This window comes from Actinomadura rifamycini DSM 43936 (genome assembly GCF_000425065.1).
GTDB lineage: Bacteria > Actinomycetota > Actinomycetes > Streptosporangiales > Streptosporangiaceae > Spirillospora > Spirillospora rifamycini.
In genome coordinates this window covers 452,934-472,614 of sequence record NZ_AULB01000003.1, presented here as the reverse complement: position 1 = coordinate 472,614, position 19,681 = coordinate 452,934, and the positions used below count along the sequence as shown (strand labels likewise).

The following is a 19,681-nucleotide window of genomic DNA, read 5'->3' as shown; positions in this document are numbered from 1 at the left end:
GCGCCCCGCCCCGGCCATCATGGGAGGCGATGTCGGCGGCGCGCGGTAGCGTCTCCGGGACCGACGGAGGGGAGTCCGATGAGCGCCATGCCGGCCGAACCCCCGCGCCACCACGGGCGGGTGCACCGCATCCCGCGCACCATCGACGGCATCGGCGCGCACCTGTCCCGCGAGAAGCGCGCCGCGTTCATCGCCGAGGTCCGCGGCGCCGAGCAGGGCCGCGAACTCGACGACGTCCTGTCCGGCTGGTACGCCGAGGCGATGCTCGACCAGCTGCCCGACCGGGAGCGGCGCCGCGCCCGCGCCCTCGACCGGCGGGGCGCCGTCGCCCTCGACGACATCGCCGCGCGCCGCGGTCCCCGCCCCCGCGGGTGACCGCCGGAGCGCCGCGACGGGAGAAGAGCGGCTGGACCGTCTACTGCTCGGAGGTCGCGGCCGACGTGCTCGAGTCCGTGCCGCCGCCCATCCGGGACGATCTGGTCGACTTCCTCTGCGACCTCGCCCGGCACGGCGGCACCGCCGTCGACGCGGGCCTGCCGCCGCCGGGCCGCCCCCTCGACGGCGTCGGCGTCCACTACACCCACAGCGCGCCCGGCACCGCGGCCTGCATCGAGTACCTCGTCCTCGCCGACATCAAGGAGTTCTACGTCGCCGACCTCGTCTGGGCCGGTTAGCCCCGGGCGGTCAGGGGAGCCGCGAACGGCCAGGGCTCGGCGAGGAGGCCGTCGGCCGCGGCGACCGCGGCGGCCAGGCGCTCCTCGTGGGGGCCGGTGACCGCGACGTGGGGGAGGCCGCGCCGCTTCAGCTCCTCCCGGAACCGGTCCGCCATCCACGTCCGGACCGACTCGCCGTCGCGCCAGCCGTCCTGCACGAACGGGACGCCCGCCGGATCGGTGAGGATCCACAGGTGGTGCGGGACGCGCTCGTGGACGGCCTCGACGTCGGGCGCCGGGCCGCCGACGTAGCGCTCGTGCCACACGGCCGTCGCGAACGCGTCGGTGTCGCAGACGAGCAGCGGCGAGCCCGACCGGGCGGCGGCGTCCTCCAGCGCGGCGTGCCGCTCGGCGATCCGCGTGAACTCGGCGGACTCCCACACCAGGTCGTCCAGCCACAGCGACGCGTCGCCGGCCTCCCGGCGCGCGGCGGCGAGCTTCTCCTCGGTGTAGGTGCGGCCGTACTCGGGCACCCACCGGGTCGCCGCCCACACGCCGCCGCGTTCGGCGTAGTGCGCGGCCAGCGCGCGCGCCAGCGTGGTGGTGCCGCTCGATTCCGCGCCGACCACCACCACCCGGCGGGCCAGGTACGCGCGGACGGGCGGGGACAGCCACTGCCAGTTCCCGGCCGGGTCGGCGCGGACGGCCGTCCCGCTGACGGGGAACCGCTCCCGCGGCGGGTCCACCGGGACGTGCGCGGCGGAGAACCGCGCGGCGAGCTCGGGCCCGTAGGGCTCGGAGCTGAACACCGCGTCGACCGGCGGGACGTTGACGCCGAGCCCCGAGCGGAGCGCGAGCCCCGCGCGGAACGCGGCGACGTGCGCCGACCACGCCGCGTCGGACTCGTAGTCGATCTCGGCGTCGTCCACGACCGGGACGACCTCGACGTTCGGCTGCCGGTGCGCCTCCCGCAGCCACGCCGTCCGCAGTGCGAGGGGGACGCTCTCGACGCTGGACGCCGCGACGACCACGCTCACCCGGGCGCACGCCGCGGCGGCGGTGTCGATCAGATGGTGGTGCCCCGCGTGCGGCGGGTAGAACTTGCCGATGACGAGGCCGTGCTCGTACGTCATGCGGCCGCCGGGGCGGGCTCCGCGCGTCCGGTGCCCCGCCAGTCCCGGTACCAGGCGGTGAGGCCGGCCACGCACAGCGACAGGAAGACGATGTAGAGGGCGCTCGTCAGCTTCAGGTCCTTGTGGAAGTACAGCGGGATGTACACGAGGTCGGCGATGATCCAGATCCACCACGACTCGAGCAGCTTGCGCGACTGCCCGTAGATCGCCATCAGCGACAGGGCCGTCGTCAGCGCGTCCCAGAACGGGACGGTCGAGTCGGTGAACGCCGTCAGCAGCCAGGTGATCGCGGCGGTCCCGGCCGCGCCGGCCGCGAGCAGCGCCGCCCACTCGGCGCGGGTCGTGCGCCGGACGGGCAGGGCGTCGCGGCCCTCGCCGCCGTACAGCCACACCCACCAGCCGTACGCCTGCAGCCCGATGTAGACGATCTGCAGCCCCGCGTCGGCGTACAGCCCGCCGTCGAGGAAGACCAGGCCGAGCAGGACGACGTTGGCGATGCCGATCGGCCAGTTCATGATGTTCTGCCGGACGACCAGCCACACGTTGACCGCGCCCGTCGCGAAACCGAGCAGCTCCGCCCACGTGGTCGGGACCGAGCCGAGGTGGAAGGCCGGGTCGAGCAGCGGACCCAGGGGAACGTTCACCGCCATGACCGCGATCTTCGCATATCACCGGCGGTCCGGTCCCGTCCGGGGAACCCGGGCGGGACCGGACCGCCGGCCGAGCGGCGGGCCGCCCGTCAGGCCACGATGAGCAGCGGGTTCTCCAGCAGCTCCGCCAGCCGCGCCAGGAACGCGGCGGCCGTCGCGCCGTCGCACGCCCGGTGGTCCACCGACAGCGTCACCGCCATCCGCTTGCCCGGGACGACCTGGCCGTCCCGCACCACCGGCTCGTCCCGGACGGCGCCCACGGCGAGGATCGCCGCCTCCGGCGGGTTGATCACCGCGGAGAACGAGTCGACGCCGAACATGCCGAGGTTGCTGACGCTGAACGTCCCGCCGCTCATGTCGTTCGCCGACAGCTTGCCGTCGCGCGCCCGCCCGGCCAGCTCCCGGGTCTCGCGGCCGATCTCCGACACGCTCTTGCGGTCGGCGTCCCGGACGACCGGGACGACCAGGCCGTCCTCGACCGCGACGGCCACGCCGACGTGCACGCGCTTGTGGAAGAGGAGGCTCTCCTCCGTGTAGGAGACGTTGACGGCCGGGTGCTCGCGCAGCGCCGTCGCGCACGCCTTGACGACCAGGTCGTTCACGCTGACCTTGGCCGGGGCGAGCGCCTCGTTGACCGTCCGGCGGAACGCGACGAGGGCATCGGCGTCCACCTCGCGGTTGAGGTAGAAGTGCGGCGCGTTCTGCTTGCTCTCGGTGAGCCGCCGGGCCGCGACCTTGCGGAACCGGTTCAGCGGCACGGCCTCGACGTCCGGGTCGTCGGCCCGGGACGCGGCCGCGGGCGCGGACGGCGCGGCGGCCGGGGCCGCGGCGGCGGGCGCCTGCTGCGGCGCGGCGCCGCCGGAGCGGACCGCGGCCTCGATGTCGGCGCGGACGATCCGTCCGCCGGGGCCCGAACCGGACAGCGCGGCCAGGTCGATGCCGTGGTCGCGGGCCAGCCGCCGCGCGAGCGGCGACGCGGGCGGGCGGGACGCGCCCGTCCGCCGCGGCGCCGGGGCGGGCGCCTCCGGCTTCGCCGCCGGAGCGGGCGCGGCCTCGGTCTTCGGCGCGGGCTCCGGCTCCGCCGCGGGCTCCGGCTCCGCCTCCGGTTCGGCCTTCGGTTCGGCCTTCGCCTCGGGCGCCGGCTCGGCCGCCGGGGCGGCGCCGGACGCCGCGCCCTTCGGCACCACGACCGCGATCGGCGCGCCGATCGCCGCCGTCTCGCCCTCCCCGACGAGGATCTTCTCGAGCACGCCGGCCTCGTAGGCTTCGTACTCCATGACCGCCTTGTCGGTCTCGATGTCCACCAGGACGTCGCCGACCGCGATCTCGTCGCCCGGCTGCTTCTGCCAGGAACTGATGACGCCCTCCTCCATCGTGTCGGAGAGGCGGGGCATGAGGATCTCGGTCATGAAGCGGTCTCCAGGGCGGCGAGCCGGCCGGTCGCGCGGAGGGTGTCGCGGGCGGCGGTGAGCAGGGACCCGGCGGACGGCAGCGCCGCCGACTCCAGGGACTTGGCGTAGGGGAGCGGCACCTCGGCCATCGCGACGCGCCGCACCGGCGCGTCCAGCCAGTCGAAGGCGCCCTCCTGGATGGTGGCGGCGATCTCGGCGCCGATGCCGTAGGTCAGCCAGTCGTCCTCGGCGACGACGGCGCAGCCCGTCTTGCGGACGGACTCCACGATCGTCGCGCGGTCCAGCGGGCGCAGGCTGCGCAGGTCGACGACCTCGGCGGAGATCCCCTCGCCGGCGAGGGTCTCGGCGACCTCGGCGGCGACGCGCGCCATCCGGGAGTAGCCGATCAGCGTGATGTCGGTGCCGGGGCGGGTGACGGCCGCGCGGCCGATCTGCCCGGGCGCGACGTCCTCGACCGCGGCGGGCAGCTCGCCCTTGGTGTTGTAGAGGGCGAGGTTCTCCAGGAACAGCACCGGGTCGTCGTCGCGGATCGCGGCCTTGAGCATGGCGGACGCCTCGGCGGGCGTGCTCGGCGCGACGACCTTCAGGCCCGGGATGAACGAGTAGAACAGCTCGACGTTCTGCGAGTGGGTGGCGCCGAGCTGCTGCCCGCCGCCGCCCGGGGTGCGGATGACCATCGGGACGCTGGCCTGCCCGCCGAACATCCCGTAGATCTTCGCCGCGTGGTTGACGATCTGGTCGAGCGCCAGCAGCGAGAAGTTGATCGTCATGACCTCCACGACCGGGCGCAGGCCCAGCATGGCGGCGCCGATCGCGGCGCCGACGAACCCCTCCTCGGCGATCGGGGTGTCGCGCACCCGGCGCGGCCCGAACTCCTTCAGCAGCCCCTCGGTGATCTTGTACGAGCCCTCGAACAGCCCGATCTCCTCGCCCATCAGGAAGACGTTCTCGTCCCTGATCATCTCGGCGCGGAGCGTGTCCCGGAGGGCCTGGCGGTAGGTGACGGTTGCCATCGGACGGCTCCTCAGGAACTGAATACGGGGTCCGCGGGCAGGCGGCGCAGCTCGCCCGGGACCGGGGTGGCGTAGGTGTAGTCGAACAGGGTGGAGACGTCCGGCGCGGGGCTCTCGTCGGCGAACGCCGCGGCGGCGTCGACCTCGGCGGTGACCTCGGCGTCCAGCGCGTCCCGCGCGTCGTGGGACAGGATGCCCCGGTCGGCGAGGTCCAGCGCCATGCGGGCCAGCGGGTCGGCGGCCTTGAGGGACTCCCTCTCCTCCTTCGACCGGTACCGGGCCGGGTCGACGACCGAGTGGCCCTTCAGCCGGGGGCTGATCGTCTCCAGCAGGTAGGGGCGGCTCTCCGCGCGGGCCTTCTCGACCGCGAGCACCGCGGCGTCCCGCACGGCGACGACGTCCGTCCCGTCGACGCGGGCGGACTCCATCCGGTAGGCGGCGCCGCGCTTGTACAGCTCCGGCTCGGCCGAGGAGTTCTCCACCGTGGTCCCCATGCCCAGCCCGTTGTTGATCACGACGAACACGGCGGGGAGGTCCCACAGGCCCGCGATGTTGAGCGCCTCGTGGAACGCGCCGATCGCGGTCGTCCCGTCGCCCATCTGGCACATGACGACGTCGTCGCCGCCCCGGTAGCTGACGGCGAGCGCGGCGCCCGCGGCGAGCGGGAGCTGCCCGCCGACGATGCCGTAGCCGCCGAGCAGCCGCGCCTCGGTGTCGAACATGTGCATGGACCCGCCCCAGCCCTTGGACACGCCGGTGGAGCGGCCGTACAGCTCGGCCATGACGCGGTCGGGGCCGATGCCCTTGGCGATCGCGTAGCCGTGCTCGCGGTAGTTCGTGAACAGGTAGTCGGTGGGCCGCAGCGCGGCCATCAGCCCGACGACCGTGGCCTCCTCACCGAGGTTCAGGTGGCAGTAGCCCCCGATCTTCGCCTCGGTGTACGCGCGCGCGGCCCGCTCCTCGAACCGGCGGATCAGCAGCATCTGCCGGTAGTAGCCGATGAGCGTCTCCGCGTCGGTGTCCGGGCCGACGGTGCCGGTCGGCGCGTCCGCGTCCGGCGCGGCCGCCGTCTCGGGGGCGGTCTGGCGCCCGGACGCCTTGGCGCCGCGCGTCCTGCGGGTGCGGGCCGGGGCGGCGGTGCCGGCCGACCTGGTCGTCTCAGCCATCGGCGACCTTCCTAACTCGGGGGTAACGCCGTAGGATCGCCACGACGCTCACCGATCATCATTGATCTATGATCGATCATATTCTACCTCGTCAAGACCCGCTTACCCCGCCGCCGGACGGCCCCCCGGTCAAGCTTTACTTACCGGGCGTAGGACTACGATGCAGTACCGTGAACGCGCCCACTCCCGCCCAGCTGCTCCGCACCGGTCTCGCCGATCAGATCCGCGAGTTCATCGTGGAGGGCATCAGCGCCGGCCGCTGGGAGCCGGGGGAGCGCATCGTCGAGCGGCGCATCGCGTCCGAGCTGGGCGTGAGCCAGGGGCCGGTGCGCGAGGCGCTCCGGCAGCTCGAGGCGCAGCGGCTGATCGAGTCGCTGCCGAACCGGGGCGCGCGCGTCCGCGACTTCACCGAACGCGACCTCGCCGAGATCTTCCCGGTGCGGGCCGGCCTCGAGCGGACGGCCGTCGAGCTGGCGCTCCCGCACATCGGCGAGCGGCTGGACGCCCTCGAGGAGCACAACCGGCGGCTCGCGGAGGCCGCGCGGGACGGCGACCTGCACGCGCAGATGCGGCTGAGCATCGCGTTCCACCGGGAGATCGTCGAGACGGCCGGCAACCGGCTGCTGGTGTCGGTGTGGGAGGGCCTCGGCATCGAGCTGTGGACGACGCTGTCGCTGCGCCTGCACCAGACGGAGATCTACTCCAAGTCGGCCGAGCACGCCGAGCTGATCGAGGCGTTCCGGCGGCGCGACCCCGAGGCTCCGCGCATGCTGCACGACCACGTCATGAACTACGCGCCGTGAACGGGCGGCGCACCGTGGGGGCCGGTCACTCCTTCTCGCGGTAGGCCCGGATGAGCTGGGCCTCCGCGTCGTCCAGGTAGGAGCGCAGTTCCCGCTCGGCCGCCTCGTGCTCGCCGGCCGCCAGCAGGTCGTACATCCGCCGGTTGCGGGCAAGGTACGGCTCGTGGAACTCGCGCGGCGACCCCATCTCGTGGAACACCAGGCGCATCTCCGCCATCAGGTGGCGGATCATCTCGTCGACCCGCGGGCTCCCGACGAGCGCCGCGACGGCCCGGTGGAAGCGGATGTCGGCGGTGCCGACGTCCGGCCAGCGGCCCGCGGCGGCGGCGGCCTCGCCGTCCTCGACGGCCTCCCGCACGCGGTCGACCGCCTCCCGCCCGGCCGCGGGGGCGCACCGGACGCCCTCGCACTCCAGGATCCGCCGCACCCGGTACAGGTCGGACAGCCCGTCGGCGCCGACGCGGCGGACGAACACGCCGCGGTTGAACTCGTGCACCAGCAGGCGCTCCTGGACGAGCAGCCGGAACGCCTCGCGCATCGTGTTGCGCGAGACCTTCACGGCGCGGCACAGGTCCTCTTCGGGGAGGCGGGCGCCGGGGACGAGCGCGCCGTCGGTGATCTGGTCGCGGAGCAGGTCGGCGACCCGTGCGGCGGTGCTCGAGCGGTCCAGTCCGTGGCGGGCCGCCGCGATGTCATCGAGCCACGTCACGGGATCAGCTTAGCGGAATGGGTCCACAAGGGGATTGCTGGATTGTTGAACAATCCTTACGCTTGCGGAAAGTCGTACCCCCGAAGGGCCCGATCATGACCGACTCCACCAGCGTGGACGCCACCCCCGCCCCGCCGGACCGATCCCGGCGTGGCGCGCTCATCGGCGCCATGTTCCTGATGGCCACCAGCGCCATCGGCCCCGGATTCATCACCCAGACCACGGTGTTCACCGCCCAGCTCGGCGCCGCGATGGCCTTCGCCATCCTCGTGTCCGTGCTGGTGGACATCGCGATCCAGCTCAACGTGTGGCGCGTCGTCGGGGTCTCGGGCAGGCGCGCCCAGGACCTCGGCAACCGCGTCGTGCCCGGCGGCGGCTACGCCCTGGCGGCACTGGACGTCTTCGGCGGCCTCGTGTTCAACATCGGCAACGTCGCCGGGACGGCGCTCGGCCTGAACGCGCTGTTCGGCCTGGACGTCAAGATCGGCGGAGCGCTCTCGGCGCTCGTCGCCGTCGCGATCTTCCTGAGCAAGCGCGCGGGGATCGCGATGGACCGGATCGTCGTGGTGCTCGGCGGCGTGATGATCCTGATGACGCTGTACGTCGCGATCGTGTCCGACCCGCCCCTCGGGGACGCCCTCGTGCAGGCCGCCGCCCCCGAGGAGGTCGACTTCCTCATCATCACCACGCTGATCGGCGGGACCGTCGGCGGGTACATCACCTACGCGGGCGCGCACCGGATGATCGAGTCCGGGATCACCGGGCCGGAGCACGTCTCCCGCATCAACCGCAGCGCGGTCACCGGCATCCTGGTCACCGGCCTGATGCGGGTCCTGCTGTTCCTCGCGGTGCTCGGCGTCGTCGCGGGCGGCGCGAAGCTCGCGGAGGCCAACCCGGCGCCGTCGGCGTTCGAGCACGCCGCCGGGGAGGCGGGGCTCCGCGTGTTCGGCCTGATCATGTGGTCCGCCGCGATCACCTCGGTGATCGGCGCGTCGTACACGTCGGTGTCGTTCCTGGTGTCGTTCTGGTCCGTCGTCGAGAAGTACCGCAACTGGTTCGTCGTCGGGTTCATCGCGGTCTCCACGGTGATCTACCTGGCGATCGGGACCGCCCCCGCCAAGCTGCTGGTGCTCGCGGGCGCCCTCAACGGGCTGATCCTGCCGTTCGGGCTCGCCGTCCTGCTGTGGGTGGCGGCGCGCCGCCGCGACCTGCTCGGCGGGTACCGGTTCCCGAAGTGGCTGCTCGCGCTGGGCATCGCCGCCTGGCTGCTGTCCCTGTACCTCGGCTGGAACTCGCTGTCCGGCCTCGACGAACTCTGGGCGTGAGGCGCGGGTGCGGATCCTGCCGAGCGGCGACGCCGCCCTCCTGGTCGAACTCCCCGGCCTGCCGGAGATGCTGGGCCTGTACGCGGCCCTGGCCGCGGCCCCGCCGCCCGGCGTCGCCGACATCGTCCCGGCGGCCCGCACCCTCACCCTCCTGCTCGACCGCGGCGCGGACCCGGCCGCCGTCGCCGGCGCCGTGCGCACCGCGCGGCCCGGCGCGGCGGCCGGGACCGCCGGCACCGTGGAGATCCCCGTGACCTACGACGGCCCCGACCTGCCCGAGGTCGCCCGGCTGACCGGGCTGACGCCCCGCGAGGTCGCGGCCGCGCACGCCGCCGCGCCCTGGCGGGTCGCCTTCACCGGGTTCGCGCCCGGCTTCGGCTACCTCGACGGCGGCGACCCCCGGCTGGACGTCCCGCGCCGGGCGGTCCCGCGGGTGCGCGTCCCGGCGGGCGCGGTCGGCCTCGCCGGGCGGTTCAGCGGCGTCTACCCCGCCGAGTCGCCCGGCGGCTGGCAGCTCATCGGGTCCACCCGGGTGCCGCTGTGGGACCTCGACCGCGACCCGCCCGCCCTGCTGCGGCCGGGCGTGCGGGTGCGGTTCGTCGAGGCGGCCCCGGAGAGCGGGGCGGCGCGGTGAAGCGGCTCCTGGACGTCCTCGCGACCGGCCCGCTCGCCACCGTGCAGGACCTCGGCCGCCGCGGCCACGCGGCGCTCGGCGTCGGGACGTCCGGGGCCGCCGACCCCGCGTCCCTGCGGCTCGCGAACCGCGCGCTCGGCAACCCCGAGGGCGCCGCGGCGATCGAGGTCACCCTCGGCGGCCTGCGGGTCCGCAGCCGCGGCGGCGTGTTCGCGGCCGTCACCGGCGCCCCCGCCCCGCTCGTCCTGGACGGCCGCCCCGCCCCGCCGAACGCCGTCCTGCACGTCCCGGACGGCGCGGAGCTGCGGCTCGGCGTGCCGCCGACCGGGCTGCGCAGCTACCTCGCGGTCCGCGGCGGCGTCGCCGTCCCGCCCGTCCTCGGCTCCCGCGCCACCGACACGCTGTCGGGCCTCGGCCCGGCGCCGCTCGCACCCGGCGCCGTCCTGCCCGTCGGCCCGCCCCCGGACGCTGCGCCGCTGCTGGACGTCCTGCCCGTTCCGCCGCCGCCCGCGGGGACCGTCGAGCTGCGCGCCGTCCCGGGGCCGCGGGACGACTGGTTCGCCCCCGGCGCCCTCGACGCGCTGTTCGGCGGCGCGTTCGAGGTCACCAGCGAGACCGACCGCGTCGGGATGCGGCTGGACGGACCGCGTTTGAAGCACGCGGATCGCGGCGAGCTACCCAGCGAGGGGACGGTGACCGGGGCGCTGCAGGTCCCGCCGTCCGGGCGTCCCGTGCTGTTCCTCGCCGACCACCCGCTGACCGGCGGCTACCCGGTCATCGCCGTCGTCGCCGCCGCCGACGTGGGGCGCGCCGCCCAGGCCCGCCCCGGGCAGCGGCTCCGGTTCCGTCCCGTCCCCGCACCGGACCTCAGGCAGGAGTCGCCATGACCCAGACCGCCCCCCTCGACCCGAAGGCCCTGACCCCCGGCCAGGCCCGCGCGCTGTTCCGCGCCGGGCTGCGCGTCCCCACCGCCGGCTGGTGCGCGGGACGGACGCAGGCGAACCTCATCGCCGTCCCCCGCGACCAGGCGTACGACCTGCTGCTGTTCGCGCAGCGCAACCCGAAGCCGTGCCCGCTGCTCGAGGTCACCGACCCCGGCGCGGTCTCCGCGCCGATCTTCCCCGGCGACCTGCGCACCGACCTGCCCGGCTACCTCGTGTACGAGGACGGCGAACCGGTCGCCGAGGTCACCGACGCCACCGAGTACTGGCGCGACGACCTCGTGTCCTTCCTGATCGGCTGCAGCTTCACGTTCGAGGCGGCGCTCGGCGACGCGGGCGTCCCGATCCGGCACGTCGAGCAGGGCGTGAACGTCCCGATGTACCGGACGGACCGGACGTGCAGGCGCGCGGGCGAGTTCGGCGGCCCGCTCGTCGTGTCGATGCGCCCGGTGCCCGCCGCGCGGGTCGCCGACGCCGTCCGCGTCACCGCCCGCTACCCGTCCGTCCACGGCGCCCCCGTGCACGTGGGCGACCCCGCCGAGCTCGGCATCACCGACCTCGGCCGCCCCGACTACGGCGACCCCGTCGAGGTGCGGGCGGACGAGATCCCGGTGTTCTGGGCGTGCGGCGTCACCCCGCAGGCCGCCGTGACGGCGTCCCGGCCCAAGTTCGCGATCGGCCACGCCCCCGGGCACATGGCGATCACCGACGCGCGCGACACCGACTACCTGGTCCCCTGACCCGCCCCGCGATCCCGCCTCCGCGAGGCGGGATCCCTGCTGGCATAGGCTGCGGGCATGCCGGAGACCGTGGGGCCGGGCGACCTGCCGGGGGAGCGCTACCGCATCGAGGGGCTCCTCGGCAGCGGCGGCATGGCCACCGTGTGGCGCGCCCACGACCTGGTCCTCGACCGCCCGGTCGCCGTCAAGGTGCCCCGCGACGGGTGGCCGGACGAGTTCACCCGGCGGCTGCGGCGGGAGGCGCGGGCCGCCGCCGGGCTCGTGCACCCGAACATCACCGGCGTGCACGACTACGGCGAGCACCGCGGCGTCCCGTACGTCGTGATGGAGCTGCTCGACGGGGAGACCCTCGCCGACCGGCTGGCGCGCGGACCGCTGCCGTGGCGGGAGGCGGCCGAGGTGTGCGCGGTCATCGCGGACGCCCTCGCCGCCGCCCACGCGGCCGGGGTCGTGCACCGCGACATCAAGCCCGCGAACGTCTTCCTCACGCCGGTCGCGGTGAAGGTGCTCGACTTCGGCATCGCCTTCACCGGGCCGGACGGTGCGGGCGGGCCGGTCCTCGGCACCCCGGCCTACACCGCTCCCGAGCTGCCGGCGGGCGCGCCGCCGTCCCCGGCCGCGGACGTGTTCTCGCTCGGCGTCGTGCTCCGGCAGGCGCTCACCGGCGGCCCGCCCGAGGCGGCGGACCTGCCCGCCGACGTGCCCGCGGACCTCGCCGCGCTGTGCCGCCGCTGCGCCGATCCGCGCCCCGGCGCCCGGCCGGGCGCGGCGGAGGCGGCCCGCGCGCTCGCCGCGGTCGCGGGCGTCCGGCTCGTCCGCGTGCCGCCCGACGCCCCGGCCCCGCCGCCCGGGCCGGGGCGGCACGACCGGACCCGCGTCCTCGACGACCCGCTCCCGGGCCCCGACCCGGCCACCCCCGCGGACGGGCTCACGGACGGCCTTGCCGACGGGCCCGCGTCGGCCCGCCGGCCGTTCGCCATCGCGGGCGCGGTGGCGGGCGCGGTGGCGCTGGTGGCGGTGCTGCTGGCGGCGCTGTCGCCGGACGACCCGCCGGCGGGCGGCGCGCCCCCGGCCGGGACGGACGGCGGGCCGCCGGCCGTCGCGCAGGGCGCGGCGTGCGAGGTCGCGTACCGGGTCGACGGGACGTGGCCGGAGGGGTTCCAGGCGACGGTGCGTATCACCAACCTCGGCGACGGCCCGATCGACGGCTGGCGGCTCGGTTTCGAGCTGCCCGACGGGCAGTCCGTCGCGCAGCTGTGGAACGGGACGCCGGTGCAGGACGGCCCCGCGGTGACGGTCACGCCCGCGGACTGGAACCGGTCGATCCCGGCGGGCGGCACGGTCGAGTTCGGCTTCCTCGGGAGCGGCGCCGGGGGAGGCGGGACGCCCGAGGGGTTCGTGCTGAACGGCTCGCGCTGCCGCTGAGCCCGCCCGAGTTGGGAGCGCTCCCAACCTGTTTGTGCAGGTCACGGAGGTGATCAGGAAATCGGGTGGGGGCAACCTATTGTGCGGCGCCCGCCCTCGGGCTAGCATCCCCGGCAATCGAAGCGCTTCGACGCACGAGTCGAAGCGCTTCGATTGGAACGCGTACACCCCCACACCCCACCCCCGGACGTCCGCTCACCCGGACACCGGCTCCGTCCCACCCCCGGAGGAACCCCCATGATGAAGGCAGGCAGGGGCGCGGCCCTGCTCGCGGCGGTGGCCGCGAGCGCCCTCGCGCTCGCGGGCTGCGGCGGCGGCGACGCCGAGTCCGACCCGAACGTCCTCAGGCTCTGGCACTACGAGTCCCCCGACAGCGCCATGGGCGTCGCGTGGAACGCGGCGATCAAGGAGTTCGAGAAGACCCACCCGGGCGTCAAGGTCGAGTTCGAGGAGAAGGGCTTCGAGCAGATCCAGAAGACCGCCTCGATGGTCCTGAACTCCGACGACGCCCCCGACATCATGGAGTACAACAAGGGCAACGCCACGGCCGGGGCGCTGTCCAAGCAGGGCCTCCTCACCGACATGACGGCCGAGGTGGCCGAGCGGGGCTGGGACAAGCTGATCGACCCGAACGTCGCCGTCACCGCCAAGTACGACGACAAGGGCGTCATGGGCGGCGAGAAGTGGTTCGGCGTCCCGAACTACGCCGAGTACGTCATGGTGTACTACAACAAGGAGCTGTTCGAGGAGCACGGCGTCGAGGTCCCGACCACGATGGCCGAGTTCACCGAGGCGCTCGACGCGTTCGTCGCCAAGGGCGTCACGCCGCTGACCAACGCGGGCGCCGAGTACATGGCGCACCAGTTCGTCTACCAGCACGCCCTGGCGCGGGCCGACCGCACCTGGATCGACAGCCTGCAGCGCTACACCGGCCCGGTCGACTTCACCGACCCGGCGTGGACGCACGGCGCGACGACGTTCAAGGAGTGGGTCGGCAAGGGTTACGTCGACAAGAACACCGTCGGGCAGAAGGCCGAGGAGGCCGGGGTCGCCTTCATGAAGGGCGAGTACCCGATGATGTTCTCCGGGAGCTGGTGGTTCGGCCGCGTCAACGCCGAGTCGAAGTTCGACTGGGGCACGTTCGTGTGGCCCGAGGCGAAGTTCACGCTCGGCTCCAGCGGCAACCTGTGGGTCGTCCCGGAGAGCTCCGAGAACAAGGAGCTCGCCTACGACTTCATCAACATCACGCTGCAGAAGCACATCCAGAACCAGCTCGGCAACGCGGGCGGCATCCCGATCGCGGCCGACCCGGGCGCGATCACCGACGAGAAGTCGAAGCGGCTCATCGCGGACTTCAACGAGCTGGCCGAGGGCGGCAAGCTCGCCTACTACCCGGACTGGCCGGTGGCGGGCTTCTACGACGCCCTGGTCGCGCAGACGCAGCAGATCATGAACGGCGAGGACCCGAAGGAGGCCCTCTCCACCCTGCAGACCGCCTATGAGGACGGCCTGCCGGAATGAGCGGGCGGACGTCCGGGCGGGCCGGCGGCCTCGGCGGCCGGCTCGCCTACCTCCCCTACCTGCTGCCCGGGCTGCTGCTGTTCACCGGCGTCATCGGCGTCCCGTTCCTGATGAACATCGGGACGAGCTTCACCGACTGGTCGGGCGTCGGCAGCCCCGAGTGGGTGGGCCTGGAGAACTACGAGAAGCTGATGGGGGACGAGCGGTTCTGGTCCTCGTTCCGCAACAACGTCCTCGTGATCCTCGGGATGGCGATCGTCCCGACGGTGATCGGGCTGGTCCTCGCCGGCGCGCTGACCGACCTGATCGACCGGCACTTCGGGTCCCGCACCGCGGCCGTCCTGCGCGCCTGCATCTACCTGCCGCAGGTGCTGCCGGTCGTCATCGCGGGCGTGGTGTGGAGCTGGCTGCTCGCCCCCGACGACGGCGCGGTCAACGCGCTGCTGGAGGCGGTCGGGCTCGGCTCCCTCGCGCAGAACTGGCTCGGCGACCCGGACACCGCGCTCTGGTCCGTCCTGGCCGTCATGGTGTGGACGCAGATCGGGTTCCCGCTGGTGATCTTCATGTCGGGCCTGCAGCGGGTCGACCCGTCGCTGTACGAGGCGGCGGAGATCGACGGGGCGTCGTGGGCGCGCCGCTTCTGGCACGTCACCGTCCCGCAGATCCGCCCGGAGATCTTCGTGGTGCTGCTGTGGACGACGATCGCCGCGCTGAAGGCGTTCCCGCAGATCTTCGTCCTCACCAAGGGCGGTCCGGGCGGGTCGACGAACGTGCCGTCCTACTACTCCTACGTCAACTTCTTCGAGAAGCAGGACGTGGGCTACGGCTCGGCGATCGCGACCGTGCTGACCCTCGTGATCATCGCGCTGACCGTCGTCTTCCTGCGCGCGCAGGGACGCGAGCTGGAAGGGGAGGACCGGTGACCGCGACGCTCACCAAGCGGGCCGGCACGCCGGCCGGGGCCCGCCCGGACGCGTCCGGGCGCCGGCGCCGCCGCCGCGGCCCGGGCGCCTACGCGGTGCTGGTCGCGCTGGTCGCGATGGCGGGGATCATGCTGATCCCGTTCGCGGTCGTGCTGGCCAACGCGCTGAAGACCCCGCAGGAGTACTCGGCCAACGGCCCGCTCGCGCTGCCGGAGGGCGTCGACCTGGACGGCGTCCGCGCGTTCTGGGAGCGGACCGACTTCGGGCAGGTGCTGGTCAACAGCGCCGTGATCAGCGGCTCGGTCGCGGTCCTCGCGGTGCTGCTGTCCGTCCTGAACGCGTACGCGCTCGGGATCGGGCGCATCAAGGGGCGCATGTGGGTGCTCGTCCTGCTGCTGCTGGCGAACACGCTGCCGCAGGAGGCGCTGGTCTACCCGCTGTACTACCTGTCCAAGGAGTTCGGCCTCTACGACACCCGCATCGCGGTGATCATCGTGTTCACGGTGATCCAGAGCGCGTTCGGCACCTACCTGCTGTCGTCGGTGCTGTCGGCGTTCCCGCGCCCGCTGCTGGAGGCGGCCCGCATCGACGGCGCCGGACGGTTCCAGATTCTGTGGCGGGTCGTGGTCCCGGTGGTCCGGCCGACGCTGATGGTGCTGATGGTCTTCTTCTTCGTGTGGACCTGGAACGAGTTCCTGATCCCCATGGTCTTCCTCATCTCCAACGACAACCAGACGGTCTCGGTCGCGCTCGGCGTCCTGCAGGGCCAGCGGATGATGGACGCCACGATGTCCAGCGCCGCCTCGCTGCTCGGCCTGCTCCCGACCGTCCTCTTCTTCCTCGTCTTCCAGCGCACGCTGTCGCGCGGTCTCACGGCAGGAGCAGTGAAGTAGCAATGAAGTTCAGCGACGGCTACTGGATGATGCGCGAAGGTGTGCACGCGAGTCATCCGGTGGAGGTCCTCGACGTCGACGCCGGGCCGGACTCGCTCACCGTGCACGCGCCCGTCCAGCGGATCCGGCACCGCGGCGACCTGCTCAAGGGCCCGGTGGTGACGGTGACGGCGACGTCGCCGATGCCGGACGTCATCGGCGTGACGCTCACGCACTTCGCGGGGGAGCGGGCCCGCGGGCCGGCGTTCGCGCTGGCGGACGCGTCGCCCGACGTGGTCGTCGAGGCCCCGGAGGGCGGGGACGCGGCGACGCTGACGTCCGGCGCGCTCACCGTGCGGGTCCGGCGGGACGGGACGTGGGGCGTCGACTTCCTCGCGGACGGGCGGCGGCTCACCGGCAGCGCCCCGAAGGCCGCGGCCGTCATCGAGACCGACGACCGCTGGCCCGAGGGCCGCCGGCACTACGTCCGCGAGCAGCTCGACCTCGGCGTCGACCACGTCGTGTACGGGCTCGGCGAGCGGTTCGGCCCGCTGGCGCGCAACGGGCAGTCGGTGGACGTGTGGAACGCCGACGGCGGCACGGCCAGCGAGCAGGCGTACAAGAACGCGCCGTTCTACCTGACGAACGCGGGCTACGGGGTGTTCGTCGACCATCCGGGACGCGTGTCCTTCGAGGTGGCGTCGGAGGTCGTGACGCGGACGTCGTTCAGCGTCGAGGGTCAGTCGATGCGGTACTTCGTCATCTACGGCCCGACGCCGCGCGACATCCTGCGCAAGTACACGGCGCTGACCGGGCGCCCGGCGAAACTGCCCGACTGGTCGTTCGGGCTGTGGCTGTCGACGTCGTTCACGACGTCCTACGACGAGGCGACCGTCACGTCGTTCATCGACGGGATGGCCGAGCGGGGCCTGCCGCTCAGCGTGTTCCACTTCGACTGCTTCTGGATGCGCGAGTACCAGTGGTGCGACTTCGAGTGGGACCCGCGCGTGTTCCCCGACCCGCCGGGGATGCTGCGGCGGCTGAAGGAGCGCGGCCTGCGGATCTGCGTGTGGATCAACCCGTACATCGGGCAGCGGTCGCCGCTGTTCGAGGAGGGGCGCGCGAACGGCTACCTGCTGACGCGCCCGGACGGGGACGTGTGGCAGTGGGACAAGTGGCAGCCGGGCCTCGCGGTCGTCGACTTCACCAACCCCGAGGCCCGCGAGTGGTACGCGGCGAAGCTGGACGCGCTGCTGGAGATGGGCGTCGACTGCTTCAAGACCGACTTCGGCGAGCGGATCCCCACGGACGTCGTGTACCACGACGGGTCCGACCCGGAGCGCGCGCACAACTACTACACGTACCTCTACAACAAGACCGTGTTCGAGCTGCTGCAGAAGAGGCGCGGCGAGGACGACGCGGTGGTGTTCGCCCGGTCGGCCACCGTGGGCGGGCAGCGGTTCCCGGTGCACTGGGGCGGCGACTGCGAGTCGACGTTCGAGGCGATGGGGGAGAGCCTGCGCGGCGGCCTGTCGCTCGGCATGACCGGGTTCGGGTACTGGAGCCACGACATCGGCGGGTTCGAGGGCACGCCCGACCCCGCGCTGTTCAAGCGGTGGATCGCGTTCGGGATGCTGTCGTCGCACAGCCGCCTGCACGGCAGCCACTCCTACCGGGTGCCGTGGCTGTTCGACGAGGAGTCCGTCGACGTCCTGCGCGCCTTCACGGAGTTGAAGATGCGGCTGATGCCGTACCTGGCGGGGGCCGCGCGGCAGGCGTACGAGGGGGGCCTGCCGATGATGCGCGCGATGGTCCTGGAGTTCCCGGACGACCCCGCCTGCACGCACCTCGAACGGCAGTACATGCTCGGCGACGACCTCCTCGTCGCCCCCGTGTTCGCGCAGGACGGGACGGTCGCGTACTACGTGCCGGACGGCGTGTGGACGCACTTCGCGACGGGCGAGCGGGTCGCGGGCGGCCGCTGGGTGCGGGAGACGCACGGGTTCGACAGCCTCCCGCTGCTGGTGCGTCCGGGCGCGGTGGTCCCCGAGGGCGCGGTCGGCGACCGTCCGGACTACGACCACGCGGACGGCGTCACGCTGCGGGTGTACGAGCCCCGCGAAGGCCTCGGGGACGGCGCGCGGGTCGTCACGCGGGTCGGGGACGCGGTGTTCACCACCGAACGCGACGGCTCGGCCGTCCGGGTGGCCGCGTCGGGCGCGGGCGCGTGGAGCGTCCTGCTCGTCAACGCCCGCGCCGCCGCCGTCGAGGGCGGCACGGCCGCCGCGCACCCGCAGGGCGTGCGCGTCGAGGCGGCCGCGGACGAAGTCGTCATCACGCTGGAAGAAGGGCAGGACTGATGGGATTTCCCGAAGGCTTCCTCTGGGGCACGGCGACGGCGTCCTACCAGATCGAGGGGGCGGCGGCCGAGGACGGCCGCGCGCCGTCCGTCTGGGACGTGTTCAGCCGCACCCCGGGCAAGGTCCTGAACGGGGACACGGGCGACGTCGCCACCGACCACTACCACCGGTGGCGCGAGGACGTCGCGGCGATGGCCCGGCTCGGCGTCGGCGCGTACCGGTTCTCGATCTCCTGGTCGCGCGTGCTGCCCGGCGGAGCGCCGAACCCGAAGGGCATCGACTTCTACTCGCGCCTGGTGGACGAGCTGCTCGACCACGGCATCGCGCCCGTCGCGACCCTCTACCACTGGGACCTCCCGCAGGAGCTCGAGGACGCCGGCGGCTGGCCCGCGCGCGACACCGCGCACCGGTTCGCCGACTACGCCGAGCACATGGGGCGGGCCCTCGGCGACCGCGTCCACACCTGGACGACGCTGAACGAGCCGTGGTGCTCGGCGTTCCTCGGCTACGCGTCCGGCGTGCACGCCCCCGGCCGCACCGACCCCGTGGACGCGCTGAAAGCCGCGCACCACCTCAACCTGGGGCACGGGCTGGCGAACCGGGCGCTGCGCGGGACGGTGTCGCCGTCCGCGCAGCACTCCGTCACGCTGAACCTGCACCACCTGCGCGGCGAGGACGAGGTCGTCCGGCGGGTCGACGCCGTGTCGAACCGGGTGTTCCTCGACCCGATGCTCGGCCGCGGCTACCCCGCCGACCTGCGGGACGACACCGCCGGGCTGACCGACTGGTCGTTCGTGCGCGACGGCGACGAGGACGCCGTCGCCGCGCCGCTGGACGTCCTCGGCGTGAACTACTACTCGCCGACGCTCGTCCGGACCTGGGACGGGACGTCGCCGCGCGAGCACGCCGACGGGCACCGGCAGGGGGCGGCGACGCCGTTCGTCGGCTGCGAGGACGTCGAGTTCGCCGAGCAGCCCGGCCCGTACACGGCGATGGGCTGGCCGATCGACGCGACCGGCATGGAGGAGCTCCTCCTGCGGCTGCACCGCGAGTACCCGGGCACGCCGCTGATGGTGACCGAGAACGGCGCCGCGTTCGACGACGAGGCCGCCGCGGACGGCGGCGTCCGGGACGGGCGCCGCGTCGCCTACCTGCGGGACCACATCGCCGCCGTCGGGCGCGCGATCGACGGCGGCGCCGACGTCCGCGGCTACTTCGCCTGGTCGCTGCTCGACAACTTCGAATGGGCCTACGGCTACTCGAAGCGCTTCGGCCTCATCCGCGTCGACTACCCGACGGGCGAGCGCACGTGGAAGGACAGCGCGTTCTGGTACCGCGACGCGATCGCGGCGCACGGGGCTACGATCGACGCTTCCCGGTCGGCGGAGTGACGGGACGGTC

19 protein-coding genes are annotated in these 19,681 nt (G+C 73.7%); 13 read left to right on the top strand and 6 right to left on the bottom strand.

Going from position 1 to position 19,681, the window contains the following annotated elements; all coding sequences use genetic code 11:
- Positions 1 to 78: 78 nt before the first annotated feature.
- Together H505_RS0102030 and H505_RS0102025 are read left to right on the top strand one after the other, a co-directional pair.
- On the top strand, positions 79 to 375 hold the full coding sequence (locus tag H505_RS0102030) for a hypothetical protein (RefSeq protein ID WP_026400632.1): 297 nt from the start codon (positions 79 to 81) through the stop codon (positions 373 to 375).
- The gene (locus H505_RS0102025) at positions 372 to 674 is read left to right on the top strand and encodes a hypothetical protein (RefSeq protein WP_026400631.1); all 303 of its coding nucleotides are present in this window, start codon (positions 372 to 374) and stop codon (positions 672 to 674) included. Before H505_RS0102030 ends, H505_RS0102025 begins: the two co-directional genes overlap by 4 nt.
- Here H505_RS0102025 and H505_RS0102020 read toward each other — a convergent pair.
- The 5 genes from H505_RS0102020 to pdhA form a co-directional block, all read right to left on the bottom strand.
- Complete coding sequence (locus tag H505_RS0102020; protein WP_026400630.1) at positions 671 to 1,786, bottom strand: AAA family ATPase; 1,116 nt, start codon at positions 1,784 to 1,786, stop codon at positions 671 to 673. The genes H505_RS0102025 and H505_RS0102020 overlap by 4 nt on opposite strands.
- A complete protein-coding gene (gene pnuC / locus H505_RS0102015; protein WP_026400629.1) occupies positions 1,783 to 2,436 on the bottom strand; it encodes a nicotinamide riboside transporter PnuC in 654 nt (217 codons plus the stop codon). The genes H505_RS0102020 and pnuC overlap by 4 nt, the downstream gene beginning before the upstream one ends.
- A gap of 89 nt (positions 2,437 to 2,525) precedes the next feature.
- Positions 2,526 to 3,845 carry a dihydrolipoamide acetyltransferase family protein gene (locus H505_RS0102010; protein ID WP_026400628.1) on the bottom strand — a complete coding sequence of 440 codons (1,320 nt, stop codon included), beginning with the start codon at positions 3,843 to 3,845 and terminating at the stop codon, positions 2,526 to 2,528.
- Positions 3,842 to 4,861, bottom strand: coding sequence for an alpha-ketoacid dehydrogenase subunit beta (locus tag H505_RS0102005; RefSeq protein ID WP_026400627.1), 1,020 nt, complete (start codon positions 4,859 to 4,861; stop codon positions 3,842 to 3,844). Before H505_RS0102005 ends, H505_RS0102010 begins: the two co-directional genes overlap by 4 nt.
- Positions 4,862 to 4,872: 11 nt before the next feature.
- Positions 4,873 to 6,027: a pyruvate dehydrogenase (acetyl-transferring) E1 component subunit alpha gene (gene pdhA, locus H505_RS0102000; protein WP_026400626.1), complete on the bottom strand. Its 1,155-nt coding sequence runs from the start codon at positions 6,025 to 6,027 to the stop codon at positions 4,873 to 4,875.
- Between the two features lie 170 nt (positions 6,028 to 6,197).
- Here pdhA and H505_RS0101995 point away from each other — a divergent pair, with 170 nt between their 5' ends.
- On the top strand, positions 6,198 to 6,830 hold the full coding sequence (locus H505_RS0101995; RefSeq protein ID WP_026400625.1) for a GntR family transcriptional regulator: 633 nt from the start codon (positions 6,198 to 6,200) through the stop codon (positions 6,828 to 6,830).
- A 25-nt stretch (positions 6,831 to 6,855) separates the two neighbouring features.
- Here H505_RS0101995 and H505_RS0101990 read toward each other — a convergent pair whose 3' ends face one another.
- Positions 6,856 to 7,539 (bottom strand): GntR family transcriptional regulator, encoded by a 684-nt coding sequence (locus H505_RS0101990; RefSeq protein ID WP_026400624.1) that lies wholly within the window; start codon positions 7,537 to 7,539, stop codon positions 6,856 to 6,858.
- Positions 7,540 to 7,634: 95 nt separating this feature from the next.
- Here H505_RS0101990 and H505_RS0101985 point away from each other — a divergent pair, with 95 nt between their 5' ends.
- From H505_RS0101985 to H505_RS0101940, 10 genes are all read left to right on the top strand, one after another.
- Positions 7,635 to 8,864: an NRAMP family divalent metal transporter gene (locus H505_RS0101985; protein ID WP_026400623.1), complete on the top strand. Its 1,230-nt coding sequence runs from the start codon at positions 7,635 to 7,637 to the stop codon at positions 8,862 to 8,864.
- Between the two features lie 7 nt (positions 8,865 to 8,871).
- On the top strand, positions 8,872 to 9,498 hold the full coding sequence (locus H505_RS0101980) for a 5-oxoprolinase subunit B family protein (RefSeq protein ID WP_026400622.1): 627 nt from the start codon (positions 8,872 to 8,874) through the stop codon (positions 9,496 to 9,498).
- Entirely contained in the window at positions 9,495 to 10,385 is an 891-nt protein-coding gene (locus tag H505_RS0101975; RefSeq protein ID WP_026400621.1) for a 5-oxoprolinase subunit C family protein, read from the top strand. The genes H505_RS0101980 and H505_RS0101975 overlap by 4 nt, the downstream gene beginning before the upstream one ends.
- Positions 10,382 to 11,179, top strand: coding sequence for a putative hydro-lyase (locus H505_RS0101970; RefSeq protein ID WP_026400620.1), 798 nt, complete (start codon positions 10,382 to 10,384; stop codon positions 11,177 to 11,179). The genes H505_RS0101975 and H505_RS0101970 overlap by 4 nt, the downstream gene beginning before the upstream one ends.
- A gap of 57 nt (positions 11,180 to 11,236) precedes the next feature.
- On the top strand, positions 11,237 to 12,604 hold the full coding sequence (locus H505_RS39350; protein ID WP_051300037.1) for a protein kinase domain-containing protein: 1,368 nt from the start codon (positions 11,237 to 11,239) through the stop codon (positions 12,602 to 12,604).
- A gap of 237 nt (positions 12,605 to 12,841) precedes the next feature.
- Positions 12,842 to 14,125 (top strand): ABC transporter substrate-binding protein, encoded by a 1,284-nt coding sequence (locus H505_RS0101960; protein ID WP_026400619.1) that lies wholly within the window; start codon positions 12,842 to 12,844, stop codon positions 14,123 to 14,125.
- Positions 14,122 to 15,048, top strand: a complete 927-nt coding sequence (locus H505_RS0101955) for a carbohydrate ABC transporter permease (RefSeq protein WP_026400618.1) — start codon at positions 14,122 to 14,124, stop codon at positions 15,046 to 15,048. The genes H505_RS0101960 and H505_RS0101955 overlap by 4 nt, the downstream gene beginning before the upstream one ends.
- A complete protein-coding gene (locus H505_RS0101950; protein ID WP_233617521.1) occupies positions 15,045 to 15,941 on the top strand; it encodes a carbohydrate ABC transporter permease in 897 nt (298 codons plus the stop codon). The genes H505_RS0101955 and H505_RS0101950 overlap by 4 nt, the downstream gene beginning before the upstream one ends.
- A 2-nt stretch (positions 15,942 to 15,943) precedes the next feature.
- Positions 15,944 to 18,280, top strand: coding sequence for an alpha-xylosidase (gene yicI, locus H505_RS0101945; protein ID WP_026400616.1), 2,337 nt, complete (start codon positions 15,944 to 15,946; stop codon positions 18,278 to 18,280).
- Positions 18,280 to 19,671 carry a GH1 family beta-glucosidase gene (locus tag H505_RS0101940; RefSeq protein ID WP_034516156.1) on the top strand — a complete coding sequence of 464 codons (1,392 nt, stop codon included), beginning with the start codon at positions 18,280 to 18,282 and terminating at the stop codon, positions 19,669 to 19,671. Before yicI ends, H505_RS0101940 begins: the two co-directional genes overlap by 1 nt.
- Positions 19,672 to 19,681: the final 10 nt, after the last annotated feature.

What these genes read in the sequence shown, in the direction of transcription:
- H505_RS0102030 (WP_026400632.1), top strand. Translation starts at nt 79, where the DNA reads ATGAGCGCCATGCCGGCCGAACCCCCGCGCCACCACGGGCGGGTGCAC.
- H505_RS0102020 (WP_026400630.1), bottom strand. Translation starts at nt 1,786, where the DNA reads ATGACGTACGAGCACGGCCTCGTCATCGGCAAGTTCTACCCGCCGCAC.
- pnuC (WP_026400629.1), bottom strand. Translation starts at nt 2,436, where the DNA reads ATGGCGGTGAACGTTCCCCTGGGTCCGCTGCTCGACCCGGCCTTCCAC.
- H505_RS0102010 (WP_026400628.1), bottom strand. Translation starts at nt 3,845, where the DNA reads ATGACCGAGATCCTCATGCCCCGCCTCTCCGACACGATGGAGGAGGGC.
- H505_RS0102005 (WP_026400627.1), bottom strand. Translation starts at nt 4,861, where the DNA reads ATGGCAACCGTCACCTACCGCCAGGCCCTCCGGGACACGCTCCGCGCC.
- pdhA (WP_026400626.1), bottom strand. Translation starts at nt 6,027, where the DNA reads ATGGCTGAGACGACCAGGTCGGCCGGCACCGCCGCCCCGGCCCGCACC.
- H505_RS0101985 (WP_026400623.1), top strand. Translation starts at nt 7,635, where the DNA reads ATGACCGACTCCACCAGCGTGGACGCCACCCCCGCCCCGCCGGACCGA.
- H505_RS0101970 (WP_026400620.1), top strand. Translation starts at nt 10,382, where the DNA reads ATGACCCAGACCGCCCCCCTCGACCCGAAGGCCCTGACCCCCGGCCAG.
- H505_RS39350 (WP_051300037.1), top strand. Translation starts at nt 11,237, where the DNA reads ATGCCGGAGACCGTGGGGCCGGGCGACCTGCCGGGGGAGCGCTACCGC.
- H505_RS0101960 (WP_026400619.1), top strand. Translation starts at nt 12,842, where the DNA reads ATGATGAAGGCAGGCAGGGGCGCGGCCCTGCTCGCGGCGGTGGCCGCG.
- H505_RS0101955 (WP_026400618.1), top strand. Translation starts at nt 14,122, where the DNA reads ATGAGCGGGCGGACGTCCGGGCGGGCCGGCGGCCTCGGCGGCCGGCTC.
- yicI (WP_026400616.1), top strand. Translation starts at nt 15,944, where the DNA reads ATGAAGTTCAGCGACGGCTACTGGATGATGCGCGAAGGTGTGCACGCG.
- H505_RS0101940 (WP_034516156.1), top strand. Translation starts at nt 18,280, where the DNA reads ATGGGATTTCCCGAAGGCTTCCTCTGGGGCACGGCGACGGCGTCCTAC.